Annotated in this window: 9 protein-coding genes; all 9 read left to right on the top strand. The window is 53.7% G+C overall.

What is annotated here, in order from left to right; all coding sequences use genetic code 11:
• The first annotated feature begins 44 nt into the window (after nt 1–44).
• The 9 genes from SH139x_RS07370 (at nt 45) to SH139x_RS07330 (ending at nt 17,137) form a co-directional block, all read left to right on the top strand.
• A complete protein-coding gene (locus SH139x_RS07370; protein ID WP_488354630.1) occupies nt 45–1,799 on the top strand; it encodes a GspE/PulE family protein in 1,755 nt (584 codons plus the stop codon).
• A gap of 398 nt (nt 1,800–2,197) precedes the next feature.
• A complete protein-coding gene (locus tag SH139x_RS07365) occupies nt 2,198–3,301 on the top strand; it encodes a type IV pilus twitching motility protein PilT (RefSeq protein WP_488354629.1) in 1,104 nt (367 codons plus the stop codon).
• A 42-nt stretch (nt 3,302–3,343) separates the two neighbouring features.
• Nucleotides 3,344–5,059: a GspE/PulE family protein gene (locus SH139x_RS07360; protein WP_488354628.1), complete on the top strand. Its 1,716-nt coding sequence runs from the start codon at nt 3,344–3,346 to the stop codon at nt 5,057–5,059.
• A 168-nt stretch (nt 5,060–5,227) separates the two neighbouring features.
• Nucleotides 5,228–6,676 carry a type II secretion system F family protein gene (locus SH139x_RS07355; RefSeq protein ID WP_488354627.1) on the top strand — a complete coding sequence of 483 codons (1,449 nt, stop codon included), beginning with the start codon at nt 5,228–5,230 and terminating at the stop codon, nt 6,674–6,676.
• Nucleotides 6,677–6,773: 97 nt separating this feature from the next.
• The gene (locus SH139x_RS07350; RefSeq protein ID WP_488354626.1) at nt 6,774–7,829 is read left to right on the top strand and encodes a type II secretion system protein; all 1,056 of its coding nucleotides are present in this window, start codon (nt 6,774–6,776) and stop codon (nt 7,827–7,829) included.
• A gap of 40 nt (nt 7,830–7,869) precedes the next feature.
• Nucleotides 7,870–9,003 (top strand): type II secretion system protein, encoded by a 1,134-nt coding sequence (locus SH139x_RS07345; RefSeq protein ID WP_488354625.1) that lies wholly within the window; start codon nt 7,870–7,872, stop codon nt 9,001–9,003.
• Nucleotides 9,000–10,355 (top strand): pilus assembly FimT family protein, encoded by a 1,356-nt coding sequence (locus tag SH139x_RS07340; protein WP_488354624.1) that lies wholly within the window; start codon nt 9,000–9,002, stop codon nt 10,353–10,355. Before SH139x_RS07345 ends, SH139x_RS07340 begins: the two co-directional genes overlap by 4 nt.
• Nucleotides 10,352–11,548 (top strand): type IV pilus modification PilV family protein, encoded by a 1,197-nt coding sequence (locus tag SH139x_RS07335; protein ID WP_488354623.1) that lies wholly within the window; start codon nt 10,352–10,354, stop codon nt 11,546–11,548. Before SH139x_RS07340 ends, SH139x_RS07335 begins: the two co-directional genes overlap by 4 nt.
• Before the next feature lie 60 nt (nt 11,549–11,608).
• Complete coding sequence (locus SH139x_RS07330) at nt 11,609–17,137, top strand: hypothetical protein (protein ID WP_488354622.1); 5,529 nt, start codon at nt 11,609–11,611, stop codon at nt 17,135–17,137.
• Nucleotides 17,138–17,165: the final 28 nt, after the last annotated feature.

The following is a 17,165-nucleotide window of genomic DNA, read 5'->3' as shown; positions in this document are numbered from 1 at the left end:
GGAACGAATCCGCACAAACGAATCTTCAGGGGACCCGCGGGTATATGAGCCAATCCACCCAGGATTTCACAGACATCTTACTGAAACTTGGCATCGTTAGCCTCGACCAGCTAGGCGAAGCCGAAAAAATGAGCAAGGACACCGGCATTTCCGTCGGCGACTGCTTGATCAAGTTAGAGTACGCCACGCCCGAGGAGGTCACCGAAGCGCTCGCCAAGTTCCACAAACTGGACTACGTGGACCTCCGCCAAATTCGCATCGCCGAACATGTCATCGAACTCGTCCCCGAATCGGTGTCCCGAGAAAATACGGTCATTCCGCTCGAGGAAGACGAAAACACCCTGAAAATCGCCATCTCAGATCCATTCGACTTGGAAACGATTGAGAAATTGCGGTTCATCCTCAACCGAAAAATCGAAACGGCACTGGCCCCCAGCCAAGCGATCCTCGAAGCCATCAACCAATATTACGGCCAGGTCGAGGGGGAATCGGCCGACTCGATGCTGCAAGAATTCACCGACACGGCAATCGACTTTACCGAAACCGAAGAAGATGCCGCCTCTGCTTCCGAAGCGGTGGACGAAAGCAGCCCCCCAGTGGTGCGACTGGTCAATTTGATGATCGCCGAAGCGGTCCAACTGCGAGCATCCGACATCCACGTCGAACCCTTTGAACACAGCGTGCGGATTCGCTACCGCATCGACGGCGTGCTGGTCGAACGAGACAGTCCCCCCAGGAGGATGCTGAGTGCGATCATCTCGCGAATCAAAATCCTCTCCAAAATCGACATCTCCGAACGCCGACGCCCCACCGACGGCCGGATCAAAATCACCGTGGGGGACAAGACCCTCGATTTGCGAGTCTCGATCATCCCCACCAACCACGGCCAATCGGCCGTCATGCGACTGCTCGACAAAGACAACATTAAGGTTGGTATCCGCCAGCTCGGCCTGGCCGAAAAGGACTTCCGCGAATTCCAAACCCTTATCAAACGCCCCAACGGCATCGTGCTGGTCACCGGCCCCACAGGTAGCGGTAAAACAACCACCCTCTACGCAGCGCTCAACGCGCTCAACCGCCCTGACCGCAAGATCATCACCGCCGAAGATCCCGTCGAATACTACCTGCCGGGGATCAACCAAGTCGAAGTGCGACACTCCATCGGACTCGACTTTGCCCGCATCATTCGCTCCATGTTGCGACAAGCCCCTAATATCATCCTGGTGGGGGAGATGCGAGATTCTGAGACTGCTTCGATGGGCATCCAGGCCTCACTGACTGGACACTTGGTATTTAGCACACTACATACGAACGATGCGCCCAGTGCTGTGACACGTATGGTGGACATGGGTGTCCCATCATACCTGGTGGCAAGCAGCGTCATCGCGGTGCTTGGCCAGCGGCTGGTGCGGACCATTTGCCCCCGCTGCAAACAGAAATACAAGCCGCCGCAAAGCGTGCTCGATGATGCTCGCCTCCCCCCCGAACTGCTTAAGCACGCCGAGTTCGCCAAAGGCAAAGGCTGCACCTACTGTCAACGCTCCGGCTTCCGCGGTCGACTCGGGGTTTACGAGCTGATGATGGTGAACAGCCGCATCCGTGAAATGATGTTCCGCTCCACTTCCACGCAAGAACTCCGTGCCGCAGCGATAAGTCAAGGCATGACAACGCTTTACGCCGACGGCATCCGCAAGGTCCTACGCGGAATCACAACCTTCGAAGAAGTCTACCGCGTCGCCAAAACCACCGAGCAGGACCACTTGGCGCTACAGCACTTGATCAAAGAATTCGAGAGCTGATCGGGCACATTCCAGGCATCTCGCAAAGCCGGTTGCTGCACACAAAGCACTGTGCCAACCGGCCGTCTGGACCCCGCCCAAAGGGACTTCTGCGTAAAGCCGGTCGCCCAGCCGGTCTAATGCCGAACTGTCACTGCCCGACACGGCGAATTGAGTCGCTTTCGACCACCGAATATCGCAGCAAGCCGCCAACCACCCTAATTAGCGGCGAGCGACAGCAATCCGCAGCGATTTAGCCGAATCAAGGCGTTTTGCTGGCATTTATTGAGATTGCAAGAGATAATGGCAGCGAACCGGGCAGCTTGCTTGAACGCAAACCGGCTGTCTCTTTTCAAACGCGTCTGCCGAATCGATTCCGCCGACGCCCTTATCTAATTCACTTGTAAAGGAACGCGACCGTGGCAACGGTGTTGATCGACAAATTGCTGCAAGCAGCAGTAAAACAAGGTGCGAGCGATATCCACATTGTCGTCGGCCAACCCCCCGTTTTCCGTTTGCACGGCCGCATGAGGAAGCTGGAAACGAAAGTCCTGGAGCCCGAAGACACGGTCTCCTTGATGAAGAGCATCGCACCCGAGCGATGCCAGCGGGAACTCCAGGAGAGTGGCAGCGCCGACTTTGGTTTCGCTTTCGGAGAGTTAGCCCGCTTCCGGGTCTCGATCTTCAAGCAGCGCAGTTTCATCTCGATGGTGCTGCGGCAGATTCCCAACGACAAACTGACACCCGAACAGTTGGGCCTGCCCGAACCGGTGGTCAAATTGGTCGAGCGACCGCGGGGACTATTTTTGGTCACCGGCCCGACCGGTAGCGGTAAGAGTACGACGTTGGCCAGCTTGATCAATTTCTTAAACGAGCAGCACGACCACCACATCATCACCATCGAAGACCCGATCGAGTTTTATCACGATCACATCAAGAGCACGATCAATCAGCGTGAAGTGGGCGTTGACGTGCCCAGTTTCTCCGAAGCGATTCGGCGAGCCTTGCGGCAAGACCCTGACGTGATTCTGGTCGGCGAGTTACGTGACTTGGAGACGATCGAAGCGGCCATCAGCGCGGCGGAAACGGGTCACATCGTTTTCGGCACACTACACACCAACAGTGCCCAAGGAACGGTTAACCGGATTATTGACGCATTCCCAGGTAACCTCCAAGACCAGATCCGCACGCAACTAGCCAGCTCGTTGATCGGCGTGGTGGCTCAAACGCTGCTGCCGCGAATCGGTGGTGGTCGACTGGCCGCTTACGAAGTGTTGATTGTCACCTCGGCAATCGGCAACTTGATTCGCGAAAACAAAACGTTCCGGATTAACAGTGCGATTCAAACGGGTGCCAAGTTCGGCATGCAATTGATGGACGACGCTCTCTTCAAGCACTGGTATGAGCAAAACGTTACGGTCGAAGATGTGCTAGCCAAAGCTCACCGGCCGGACGACCTGGCCAAACGGATCGTGCAAGCACGGCGGGGCGAATCGACCGACGCCATCCCAGTTTCTGAATAACGACTTTTCACTTATCTCCATCCACGACTATCAAGCATCACCATGGCAGTTCGTCGCATCGGACAGATCCTTGTCGACCTCGGTTTTTTAACCGATGAACAACTAGAAGTCGTGCTGGAGGAGCAGCACCAACAACCCGGCGCGCTGCTGGGTAAGATCGCTGAAGACATGGGTTTGATCACCGACGATCAATTGGCCCAAGCCTTAGCCGAGCAGATGGGGATGCAAACGGTATCGTTGTCGGAAGTTGAGATCCCAGCCGAGCTGCTGGAAAAACTTACCGAGACCATGGCTCAGTTGTACCGGGTGGTGCCGGTCAAGTTCGAGAACAATCGGCTCACCGTCGCCACCTGCGATCCACAAAATCTGACCATTCAAGACGAACTGAGAACTTTTCTCGGTTATGAGATCGACATGGCGGTGGCGACCGAACGGGAGTTAACCGCTTCGATCACTCGTTATTACGATAGCGAATCAGAGAGCGTGGAAAAGCTAGTCGCCGAGTTGCAAGCGGATGATGAGTTAAAAGCAGCGATCGAAGCTTTGGAGTCGGAGAAGTTCAACCTTTCGGACATGGAAGCGCTGGCCGATTCCGCTCCGGTCCGAAAACTGCTGAACATGGTGTTGCTGTTGGCGATCAAGGATCACGCCAGCGACATCCACTTTGAACCGTTCGAGGATGAGTTCCGGATTCGGATTAAGGCCGAAGGGGTGCTCTACGAGATGGTACCTCCGCCTCGGCACTTGGCGTTTGCGATCACCACGCGGGTTAAGGTGATGGCCAATTTGGACATTGCCGAACGGCGGATGCCGCAGGATGGACGGATTGAATTGATGGTCGGTGGACACCCGGTCGACCTTCGCGTCAGCGTCTTGCCGACGATGTTTGGCGAGAGCGTCGTGATGCGGGTGCTGGACCGTTCGGTGGTCGACTTGAGCCTCGAAAATGTGGGCATGGACGACTACACGATGAAAGATTTCCGCAAAGTCATTGAGCGGCCCAACGGCATCATTTTGGTTACGGGACCGACGGGCAGCGGCAAAACGACGACGTTGTATTCGGCTCTGACCGAGTTGAACGACGTTAAGGAAAAGATCATCACCACCGAGGATCCGGTGGAGTATGACATTGAAGGGATCATCCAGATTCCCATTGACAACGCTTTAGGAGTCACATTTGCCAGCTGTTTGCGGGCGATTCTGCGGCAAGACCCTGACAAGATTTTGGTCGGCGAGATTCGGGACATTGAAACGGCAGAAATTGCCGTGCAAGCTTCGCTCACTGGCCACTTGGTGTTCAGCACGCTGCATACCAACGACGCGCCGAGCACCGTCACGCGGATGAAGGACATGGGGGTTCCCACGTTCTTGATCACCGCCACGGTGGAAGCCATTTTGGCTCAGCGACTAGTCCGCCGCGTCTGCACAAAGTGTCGCGAGGAGACCAAACCGGGCGCCGACTTGTTGTATGACATGGGGATCAAGCGTGAAGATGCTGATAAGATGACATTTTATCGTGGCGCAGGCTGCGACAATTGTAACAACACCGGTTATAAAGGCCGCGTGGGGTTATTTGAACTGATGATCATGAATGATGAATTGAGAGACAGCATCATGGTCAACTCATCGACGGATGAACTACGAGACATTGCCGCTCGGCACGGCATGATTCCCTTGCGAACGTTTGGGATGCGATTGGTCGAGCAGGGGATTACTTCGCTGGACGAAGTGGTCCGAGAAACGATTCAGGACGGCTGACAACTGTCGCCTTTCGCTGTTAGCGGTTTTGGCGTTAGCTACCGTTTCGTTGGCCGGGGTTAAATCGGCCGAAGGGAACCGGGGTTAGCACCCAAACGACTAACCGGGGCTAGCGCCCAAACGGCTAACTTAATTTTTACCACCGCCAACTGACAACTGCGTGTAGCCATGCCAACTTTCCAATTCGAAGCGATGGACGCCACGGGTCAGGAGATCCGCGACGAGATTGATGCGCCCAGCGAGGACGAAGCGCAGACAACGATCCGTCAGATGGGCTACTTCGTCACTAAGATTTCCGTCAAGAAATCGGCGGCGAAGACCACGGCTGGCGGTAAGAAAAAGCGTCCCTTTGCGATGGGGGGCGGCAAACCCAAACACGTTACGGCGTTCACTCGGCAATTGTCGATTTTGCAAGACGCCGGCCTGCCGATTCTGCGCAGTTTGAAGATTTTGGAAAACAACGCTAAGCCGGGCAAATTGAAAAACGCCTTGATGGACGTTTGCGATGAGATCGAGAGTGGTCAAACACTTTCGGAAGCGATGAGCAAATCGCCGAAGATCTTTTCGCGACTGTACGTCAACATGATCAAGGCGGGTGAAGCGGGCGGAGCGTTGGAGACGATTCTGCAGCGGTTGGCTGACTTTATGGAAAGGTCGGAATCGTTGAAGCGAAAAGTCAAAGGGGCGTTGATTTATCCCTGCGTGGTGGTGTTCGTCGCGGCAGCAATTTTGACGTTCATCATGATTTGGATTGTGCCCACGTTTAAAGAGATGTTCGAAGAGTTCGACTTGCCGTTGCCAGCCCCCACGGTGCTGTTGATTGCGCTGTCGGACTACATTGTGTCTTATGGGTTCTTATTAATTTTATTGCCAATCTGCTTTTTCATTTTAATCAAGTTAGTGCGTAAGTTCCGTCACGGCCGCATGGGCTTTGACATGTTCATCATCAAAGTGCCAATCTTCGGTGGCTTGGTGGAAAAGAACATTTTGGCACGGACGACGCGAACGTTGGGGACTTTGGTTTCCTCGGGCGTGCCGATTTTGGAAGCCTTGGGGATTACTCGCGAGACGGCTGGCAACGCCATGTTTGAGCGATTGTTTTTGCAAGTCAGCGACGCGATCCGCGAGGGTGAAGTGATCAGCAAGCCGCTGAAGGAAAACAGCGTCCCAGGTTTCCATCCGATGGCTTTGTTCTTTTGGATTCTCGGTGGTGCTTTCCCGGGGCTGATGTTAGTCAGCGTGGCGGCGACTGCTGGGAACACGGAGCTGGCGGAAGACCCGGCGATGATTCAAACGTTGTGGCAGATCAGCGGCGGGATGATTGGTTTGGGCGCGGCATTAGCGGCGCTGTGGTACATGACCAAGATCAAGTCGCGCGTCGTCGATGATTTGGTGGTGAACATGGTCGACGTCGGCGAGGAGACGGGCGAGCTCGATACGATGTTGTACAAAGTGGCCGACACTTATGACGAAGAGGTGCGGGTGTTAACCGACGGTTTGATGGCGTTGATGGAGCCCTTGATGATCGTCTTTTTGGGTGGCGCGGTGGGATTCATCGTGATCAGTCTGTTTATGCCCTTGGTCACCTTGATCACCAGCCTCGGCGGCGGCGGTTGATCGCCGCTTGGGCGATCTGCGACACGCGGTGAGACACACTGGAAGAGTCTGAGAAATCTAATTCAATTGAAATAACGCTGGGGGAGAGGAAAGAGCGATGCAGCCGAGCAAACAACGAACCGAGACGGGGCCGAGTCGCCTAACCGACAAGCGGCTTCGACATCACGCTGCACCACGGGGTTTCACCTTGGTGGAAGTTTTGACGGTGATTGTCATCATCGGCATTTTGGCGGCGCTGTTGGTGCCGGCCGTGATGGGAGCGATCAGCCGTGCAAAATCGGCCGCAATGCGGATGGAAGTCGACGGTCTGAGCCAAGCGGTGGAAGCTTATCAGCTGAAGTACGGCGACTATCCCCCTGACTTTTCAGACTGGGGCCGAGTGGTTCGCCACTACAAAAAGATCTTCCCCGATATCCAGACATCAGAACTTCAAACACTGGGAACTCTATCCAGCAACGGTGCAGCTATTGATCCCGCGGAAGCGCTGGTTTGGGGATTGGGCGGATTCAGCAGCGACAGTGAATTGCCATTCACCGGCCCCGGCGGACCGCTCAGCAGTGGCGTCAGCGCCTACAGCAGCGATCGTGAAAATTCAATGTTTGATTTTCCGCTAAACATTTCAGTTTCGAGCGCTGATGGGGACATTTTCCCCGAGTACCGCGAGGGTGCTGACATGGCCCCTTATGTTTACTTCAACGCGCAGACTTATTTCGCTCCAGTCGACACCAACGGCGATGGAAACGCCGATGACTTTAACGGATACCTGGCGGGGGCTTTGGGAAACGATTACTTCGAGGGCATCAGGCCCATGTTGAGCGAGGTTCCCAGTTCAGCCGGTGGAGCACAGTTTGTGAATCCCAAGACGTTTCAAATTCTAGCTCCAGGGCTAGATGGAAAATACGGAAGCCACTATCGGAGAGGCTCTGGTAGTCAAATCGTGGCCTACTACTTTGTCTATCCCAACGGCGCGATGATTACAGCCGACAAGGATTTCAGCGATGCTAATGCAGCCATTGTTGCTGGCGTAACGGGCAGCAATGGATATCAAGAATCAAGCTATGGACCGTTGCAAGGCTCCGTGGTCGATAACACCTTGCTCGATAACGTCAGCAATTTCAGCGTCAGCACTTTCGGTGACGATGTCGAAGAGTAGTTTTGCATATACGAAGTAACTTTTCTCCAGGACCCTCGTTGTGATTTCTTTTCTAACACCTAATCGACGTCGTCCGGTCCGCGATGGTTTCACTTTAGTCGAAATCATGGTGACCCTGGTCGTAATTTCAATCCTTGCCGGGATGACGATGGTGGGGATTGAATCAGCGAGGGGAACGGCGCGACATGCAGCAACGCGAGGTTTAGTGGCGCGGATTAACGAGGTGATCTTGGCCAACTGGGACGAGTATCACTATCGAGTTTTGCCAGTACAGTTTGATATCGCAACCATCATGACCAGTTACGATCCAACGAGCGGTGAGACGCTACCTCAACTATTGCCGGAAGAGGCGGGGCGTGTTCGCTTGATGATGCTTCGCGACCTGATGCGGATGGAACTACCGGATCGCAAGAGCGATCTGTTCCTTGTTAACGGCGATCGCACGGGTGCGACCAACGTCCGAGCGATTGGTCTCATTTATGACGTGGATATGCAACCGATGACGGAACAGAGCCTTCCCATCGCCTGGCCTCCATCGGCCAGATTACGCAGTTATCAAAACAAAGTCATTCGAATTTATGATACGAATTCGGATGGAAGCTTAGATGCCGGCGAGTTGGCCGGCTGGACTCCCCAGAATGAAAGTGCGGAGTGTCTTTTCTTGGTGTTATCATCCATCACCAGCAATGGAATTGCCGCACTTGATGTAATTGCCCCTTATCAAATCGATGATACAGACGGCGACGGCATGAACGAGATCGTCGATAGCTGGCGTAATCCGATCAGCTGGATTCGCTGGCCTGCTGGATCTCCAAGCAAGGCGATCCGACGCGACGCGGCCGATGAGTTCGATCTACTCTCCTCGGACTGGGGTGCCCAACTGCCGAATGTCGCGATCGCCTACAGCTTAATACCGCAGGTAGTTTCCGCTGGTCCAGACGGAGAGTTAGGGTTGATCACAACTCAGTTTCCGGACACTGCCTACCATGTGATGCAGTGGCCCTCGAGTGCCACCACTTCGACGATTGGCAATCACGCTTACATTGACCCATACGACCGTCTGAGAACGGGTGGAATCAGTGGGATCGCGGCACAGTACACAGAACTTCCAGGTGCATTTCTATCCGCCGACCGGACGTTTGCCGCCGACAACATATCGAGTTTCGATCTATGAGTTGTTTCATCAACAAATCGAAGTCACGGGCTGAGAATCGCATTGCCAAACAAAGCACGCGTGCTGGTTTGACTTTAGTTGAGCTGCTAATCGTGATTGGGATCCTGTCGGTTTTAACATCGATCGCCCTTCCCATCACGCGTACTTTGATCGAAGAGAGCAAAGTCACGGAATCAGTCCGAAATGTGCGTGTCTTTTTAGAAGCAGCGAGAGCCAAAGCGGTCAGCTCTGGGCGTGAGCACGGAGTTGAACTAGTGCGAGCCGGTCTGCCGGGCGACGGTCTATTGGACGAAGTTGGTCGCGCCAATGAGATGAAAATGGTTGTCGGCATGCCCAACTACCGCGGTGACATTGAGGGGGCTAAGTGCTTCGTGTTTCACGAAACCAACTATGCTTTACCAACTTTTGACTCCGCAGGAGCGGTGACTGGTAATCCACCCGCAATGAACATGGTGACCTATGCGAATTGTGCGATTTTTGATTCCACTGAGTGTCCTAGCTTACTGAGTACATACCAAGCGTTCGAGGATATTGCCACCAACAATTACACAATCTCCGATGTGCAAATTTCGGTGAATACCGGCGACTCATTCGTCCTTGATGGAACTGGCAATAGGATTGTTGGTTTTTCAGCATGTACGGGTAACGAAGCACCTTTTGTATCAGGTCGCGCCTCGATTCCTGCTCGTTGGGTCAAAATATACTTCGATCCACGCTCGATGCTGACCGAGTTAACCAATATGCCTGGCATGGATTTCAATGTGGCATCGGTCCCCCAGCCACCGACATTGCCGGCAATAGGTTTTTGGCACCGCAGTTTTGAGATTGTCAGGAACCAACTGCGTCCCGCCTCAGCGACACTCACCCTACAACGCGGTGCAGCGATCGATTTGTACGGTTCGGGGACCGGCGCAAGCGGCGCGGAGTTTTCTCCGGTTTCAATCTGGGGATCGTCCAATGCAACCGATCTTGGCTCATCTCCCGCTATGGGAAGCGTGATTATTGTTTTTTCACCCTCCGGTGAAGTCAGTCGTGTTCTGCTCGGGCAACGTCAAGCAAATGACAGCGTGTTGTTGACCAGCCAAGTCCCGAAATCAACCATTCATTTACTAGTGGGACGTTCGGAGCAAGTGCGAGCTGACCTTATCTTGTCCGGCAATGTATTGCCAACCGCCGACAACACGAACTTGTCGAATGTCGTCGACCCCCGCTCGCGTTGGGTCTCGATAAATCCCAGCAACGGTCGGATCACGAACACCGTTGTGCGAGGCCCCCGTGCCGGGGCTGCCTCGCAGCTTGATCAATTGATCAATGCCCGCCTTCCCGCGTTACTAGCTAGGGAGCAACTATGATGCGAAACCACCGAGTTGATCATCATCATAGGCGCCGCGGTGCCACGATTCTCGAGGTCATCTTCGCGATCGGCGTGTTACTGTTTGGGCTGGTGGGAATCGCGGCGGTGATTCCAGCGGCTGGGAAACTGGCGAGAAACTCTGTCGACTTCAGTCGCGGCTCGGCGATGGGAGTCTCCATCGCTTCCGGGTTTGAGGCGATGAATTACAACGTGACCGGACGATGGCGAAGCATTAACGACACACAAGCTGCCGCGAGCATCACCACGCTTGCGGCGGGGCAAGCGGTTTGTCTTGACCCGTTGTTTATGTCACGTCCTGAAAACTTGGTGAACTACGACCCGAATGATACAAGTTTTAACCCTGGGCGTTATCAGCCGTTCGTGGGTCCAGGGACGAATAATGGTTTTCGCCGCAATCGCTTTCCTTATTACGCCAGCTCGTACAATCCGCTTGAGGATCCCGCTCAGACCAGCAGTCTTTCTTGGGTCGGGACCCCCACACCGCGGCTGATCCGCGCTTCATTAACCGGCACGGGAGCCGCCGATTCAATGATCACGGCTCAGGCGGCCGCTAGGTCGTTTGACGACCGGGATCAGCTGACGTTTTCGCAGCCTGAGGATGACACGTTGCCGGTGGGGCAAGTGTTCCGCAATGCGAGCGACACGGTATTTTTTCCCGCCACACGTTCGAGCAAACCAAATTATTCTTGGTTTGCCACCATCAGACCACTAAGTCTGAGCGTGGGAACGGCGAACATCGTTGTGATTAAAGATCGTGACCGTACTTTTTTCACGCCCGCAGTTGGTGAGGTATTGCCGAGCGAGTTGTCCGAGCGACTGGCGCTTGTGAACCCCGCTGTGGTCGCTAATTTCAGTGGTGGCGGCGGTGGCACGATCGAATTGGTAGCCACCACGGCGGTCAGCAACGAAATCAGTGATGGCAGTTGGCTCATGTTGATCAAGAATACGATCAGCGGGCCCCAGCATGCTTGGTATCGTGTCGTGCAGTCCGAAGCCGATGCGATTTTAGAACCTAATTTTACCGATCCAGTAGGGACCACTGGTAACCATGCCGTTTGGCGTCGAGGCGTGACATTGGAGGGCCCGGATTGGACCTTTGATGCCACGACCGTAGCCGCCCTTGTCGATGGCGTCGTCTCCGTGATCGAATTTCCGATCCGGATTCGCTAGTGATTCTTCTCTTGACTACTGGTTCGCGTTCGTCAGAGCGCCGTGATGGAATTGAATGTGATGATTGCTATTAAAACGAAGCGTAAGCGTGGTGGGATCATCCTGTTGGTGGTCTTGGGAGTTTTGGCGCTCTTTTCCATACTTGCCGTCACCTATCTGACGTTTGCGTCGAATTCACGGCAGGCGGCTTTCAACACTGCGCGGCGGGAGTTCCATAATCCCAATCCCGAGTTCCTTCTAGAAGAAGCCTTTGGGCAGATCTTGCGAGGCACGACGGATCCCAGCAGCGCGCTGTTTCGTCATGATATTCTGGGTGACTACTACGGTTATCAATCACCCGTCATGGGAGTTGACGGAAGGTTTAGCGAGAGTCTCGAGGTAAGAGCGCTGCCTCCGATGTTGCTTAATCTATTTAGCAGTGGTCGCGATCGGGGTGTGTTACTGGTCGGAGGGAATGTAGTCAAGGTTCCCATTCGATTTGACGCTGTACAGCCTTTCGTGCCTAACAACATTGTTCAAAACTTTCCTCCAGAGCTCGAGAACATCTATAACGCCGAATTAAATCAAAGTGGTACTCGAACAACGCTATCCAGCCCATATAACTTGGATGATGTCTTTGCCGGTCGAACTGTGACAATTAAAGACGGACCGTTGGCAAATACGACGTTTCGTTGTTTGCGGTGGGCCGGTTTTCGTGATCGCAATGGGCCGGAAAATTCAATTCGTTACTCGTTGTATCTCGATTTAGATTCCGCCCAGTTACCTAGCAGCGTTATTTTGGATGACGGTTCCGTAGTGGAAACTGCCAGCTTATTGTCGCCGAACAGTGGCGGCTCCGAATACTCAGCTGCTTGTTTGTTTTACAATAGAGGTGCGAATACCTTTTGGGGCTCGAATGTCAACAACACATTTTTACAGGCAGGGCAACCGGGATCGGATGACGAACCATATCGTTTAGTTATCAACCCGACTCCTCGGAATGGTGCGGGCGTTTATACAACCGCGCAGACCTCGCAGTTGAATTTACCAGCTGCTTTACAACCCAATTACGCGACTTGGTGGACACCAGCAAGCCCGCCGCAGTTATTAGGAAATGCCGACGAACCTTATGACGCTCCTGATCTGGAAAACATGTTCTTGGCGTATCGAGGGCGTGACTTAGCGGGCAACACGATTAACATTCCGTCGTTTCATCGCCCCAGTTTGATTAATCATTTAAGAAATCAATTTAGTAGCAATCCTGCCCAGTTACTGACTGCCATTCGGGGAGCCACGCTACGCCCCCTGCCAGTACTTGCACCAAATCTTCCGCTGGTTGATCCCAACACCACATTCACCGGAGGCAACTCTGAATTCATCTTGCGAGTCCCCAGCAACGCTGTGCGAGCAACGATGCTAGCCAATGCGTTAACTGATGGACCGTGGGATGTCGACAATGACGGGGATGGTGAGAACGATAGTCTCTGGCTCGACGCCAAGTTGCCGCTGGTCACGGCCGAGGATGGGACTCGCCTGCGCCCCTTGATCGCCGTGCAAATTGAGGATCTCGGTTCGAAATTTAATGTCAATGCGCACGGCAGCCAAGCACACTTGAGTCCTGACCTCCACGCTATGGTTAACGGGCCACTCGCAGGCCGCCTTCCGGGACAAACCCCTGGTCCAGTCGCACTACCGGCGGGGCGCGGTTATGGACCAGCTGAAGTATTACCACTCCTAACGGCCAATGGCATTGATGGACAGGGTCGCATAATTCCGGGTGGCAACTTGTCACAGAGCATAACCGCCTTGATGAACTCGCGGTACTTGAACGCGGCTGGTAACGAGACAGCGCCGGGCGGTTTAACCAATGAGTATGCCGATGAGTTCAAGTCGCCCAACCAACCACAGGTTCACAGCCGGAATTCAGTCCATGGTCTGCCCCTCGATCGTCACGGTCGCGGGATCCTGGCAACGGACGCGAGCGGGAATCTAATCTCAGCCTATGCGGGAGCACCGCTGACTGGCGTAACTCCAACCGCTGACGAAGTTGTCAACGACCCATATGAGTTCAGCCCCACCGCTGATCTTTCTGGAGACCAGAGATTTGCTCTCGTTGATTACGAAAAATTAATTGAGCGGAATCGTTGGCAGCAATATTTGCAGCCTTCTGGCATCGAGTTGTCAATTGGGAATCTATTGAACACCGATTCGCTGTTGGCGCAAGTCGTCACCCCAGTGAGCAGTGCGGATGTGGGACCGCCCCAACAGCCTCCCACCGAATTGGCTCGCGATCCAAGGATTAAAATCGACGCTGGAGCAGCAACCATTCCTCCTGGTGGCACTTTGCCACCGATCGACGCCTCCCGTCGCCCCGCGATGTTAGTCGAATCGTTGCTAGCTCGCGTCATTGGTGATCCCGGTAATTCATTTGCCAGAGTGCGAACCGGCAACCCGGCGGTGATCGATGAACAAGACATTCAATTGGCCCAAATGCTGCTAGCTCCGGAACTTCGTGCGGGCGGCCAGTTAAACATCAATCGTCCTTTTGGCAACGGCATCGATGATAATGGCAATGGTATTATTGACGAACCGCTGGAATCGGTTCTGGAAGCATCCTACGCCGGAATTGGAGTGCCTCCGGAATACAATCTTTCCCCGGTTCCAGTAACATTTCGACCCAATGGACTCCCTGAATCTCCGCGGGAAGCAATGGCCAGACATCTATATTGCCTCGTGATGTTGTTGACGAACGATGCAGATGTCCAAAAAGAACGTTGGCGAGCCGATACCGCAAACATACCCAGCGGTCCTGAACTGGATCGTTTTATCGCTCGACGCGTAGCCCAGTGGGCAGTCAACGTCGTCGATTACCGCGATAGCGATTCGATCATGACACGATTCGTCTATGACTTTAACCCGATCAATGGATGGAATACCAATCCAGCAAACACGACTGATCCCACCAACCCGCCAGAGATCGCCGAGGTCTGGGGATGTGAGCACCCCGAACTGTTATTCATGGAGAGTTTGGCTTTTCATGATGTCCGAGTTAAAGACACCAATTTAGAGGCTGGCGGAGATCTAAAAGCCGATGAGGACGCTCCGCAGAACACCGATCAAATCCGCAAACCAGAGGGTTCGGCATTTTTAGAGTTGTACAATCCTCGTCCGAGAACGACCGTTGCACAGTTGAATCATGAAGCGTTGCCGGCGGAGTTGTATGATTTTTCAGGAGCAGTTCCCGCTCTGAACTTGGGTTTGCTGGCGCCAGCCAGTGCGGGCCCAAATGGTCCTATGCCCGTTTGGCGAATCGCGATTAGCGAGCCCCACTTTGACCCGAATGAGCAACCAAACCGTCACCGAACTACTTTCCCTGACTCAGCATCGTTTGAACCCATTGGACGTGATGAGTTGCAACTTGCCGGCGCGCCGGCTGATTTAGATCTTGAGCGTTTTGTGATTTTTGTGCGCCCCGATCCGCTGCAGCGCGACGAATTAGATGGCGTGGCCAATGCTTACGGCGTCGACACATCCGCCTTATTTGCGAACCTCACGAGCACGGCCCCCGACGCCGCGCAACTACCGCTTGGTACGTTCCTGACTATCGCACCGCGGACGGTGACGCACCTTGGTTCGTTGGCCGATGGCGGCACACCACTTGGACCATCTCCTCAACGATTTGAAACAATACTTGATCGGGGCGTTTTGCATTACAATATTAATGACATGCGCACCACTCCGGAAACTGTCACTGAGGATGCCGGTAACGCAAATTTAGATACGCAAGATAGCAAGGTATTTATTGCACAAGCCTTCACGCCTCCGGGCTGGAACATTACGAATCGCGAGCGGGGAGAAATTTTTGGTGCTGATGATTTTGGCATCGGTTTCAATATTTCAGAACCGCTGCCCGGGCTGGTCTACTATCGCAAACCGACTGATTTCCTGATGGGCCCGACCGGTGCGTTCACGCGTCGGGATGGATACTGGAATTACACCAGCGGAGCGAGCAGTGACGGCACCACTCCCGCCGACGATCCCAGTGATCTGAACAACAACTTTCCAATCAGGGTAATCACAGAACTGTTAATGAGGACTGCTGATCCGGCGGAACCCTATTTGGGCATCGTCGACGAATATCGCACCGCCTTCCTGCAACGTTTGGCAAACCCGCTGCTTCCTTTTCAAGACAATCCCACGCTACCGAATTTTAATCCATATCGAACCGTCGATTGGATTACGATGGATTTGAATGTTTTCAGCGGAGACGAGAGCGAATCGACAGTGATTGGTCGAGGAGCAACTCCTCGTTACGCTCAAGATAGCCGTCAGCGGAACGGCGCGAATCGTGACGGAAGTGATAACCAATTATTGTTTTCGAATCGATTGAATTTGCCAGCCACAGGTCAGTTGCAGCAACCAATCGCCATCGGCAGCCCTAATTATAACGTGGACATGGGCGTCGCTCATCAATCACTCGGCTATCTCAATGAAGGATACGGGGGGCGGATTAGCCGTCAAGTTGCCAGCGACGCGTTCCTCGATTATGTGGGGCAACCGATTACTTCCTTTGTGGCTCATCCTTGGCTGAACCGGCCTTACGCTTCGCCGCTGGAATTAATGATGGTCCCGGCGACTTCCCAAACACGTTTGTTTGAGGAGTTCAGCGTGGCCAACACTGGGAACGTATACACGGCTGGTAATTTTGACGACTTCCGAGCCCCATTTTTACACCTAATGAATTTCTTCGATGGTCGCGAGGTAACTGACATCACCGCAGTTGGTAACGATGGAGACCACGCCCACCTGTATCGAATTTTCGAATACCTGACCACCGGCCCCAAGTTCCGCGGACAGTCTGAGCCGAAGGCTCCGAGTTGGACCAATGGTGATCTGGGGATCACCGATCCTGACGTGCTGTTAGCTCGCAATTTCTGGAGTAGCTCATTCAGATTCCCATTCAATGCGCCGATCAGTACAACGGAGACCGGGCGAATTAATCTGAATACACTGGGAGACCAACGGGTCTTCGCAGGAATGACGTGGAACCACCTCCCACCCAACGAACGGGCAGTTGCCGCGAGTGGACTGTGGAATCTATTTGGCGCTGCTCGTCGAAATCACACCATTCCAGGCAACAACAGTTGGACTCAGTTTCCGCGACCTTTTACGAGCTCAATGACGGATGGAACTCGCCTTGATCCGGCAAACTCCATGGCTCCCGATCAAAATCCATTGATCGATGGCAGCATATTGGCAGGCGCTGGTACCTTTGACAATGTCGATAACGCTACTCCTTTTTTTGCCAGATCGACAACTGGACTGCACGACAACGTTGATACGAACGCACTGTTGCGTTATCAATCGTTAATGCGAATGAGTAACCTAACGACGGACAACGCCAATACGTTTGTGATTCGCATCACGTTAGGTTTCTTTGAGTTCAACGACACGACCGGGCTTGGTAAAGAACACTTGGTCGACTTTGGTCGCAATAAGCGTTATCGGGCAACCTACGTGATTGATCGCTCAATCCCAGTAAACTACGAAACGGGTGTCGATAATGACACGCGAAACTGCATTCTGTTTGAACGTTTCTATCGTGATTAACCTCTTGCAGTTCCGCGTTCAACAATAC

Origin of the sequence: Kothea flammea, assembly GCF_052161645.1 — a bacterium.
GTDB lineage: Bacteria > Planctomycetota > Planctomycetia > Pirellulales > Pirellulaceae > Laterigemmans.
This window is presented reverse-complemented; position numbering and strand designations above follow the sequence as displayed.

Bases quoted from the DNA above. Each gene is read 5' to 3' on its own strand.
- SH139x_RS07370 (WP_488354630.1), top strand. From the start codon at position 45: ATGAGCCAATCCACCCAGGATTTCACAGACATCTTACTGAAACTTGGC.
- SH139x_RS07360 (WP_488354628.1), top strand. From the start codon at position 3,344: ATGGCAGTTCGTCGCATCGGACAGATCCTTGTCGACCTCGGTTTTTTA.
- SH139x_RS07355 (WP_488354627.1), top strand. From the start codon at position 5,228: ATGCCAACTTTCCAATTCGAAGCGATGGACGCCACGGGTCAGGAGATC.
- SH139x_RS07350 (WP_488354626.1), top strand. From the start codon at position 6,774: ATGCAGCCGAGCAAACAACGAACCGAGACGGGGCCGAGTCGCCTAACC.
- SH139x_RS07340 (WP_488354624.1), top strand. From the start codon at position 9,000: ATGAGTTGTTTCATCAACAAATCGAAGTCACGGGCTGAGAATCGCATT.
- SH139x_RS07335 (WP_488354623.1), top strand. From the start codon at position 10,352: ATGATGCGAAACCACCGAGTTGATCATCATCATAGGCGCCGCGGTGCC.
- SH139x_RS07330 (WP_488354622.1), top strand. From the start codon at position 11,609: ATGATTGCTATTAAAACGAAGCGTAAGCGTGGTGGGATCATCCTGTTG.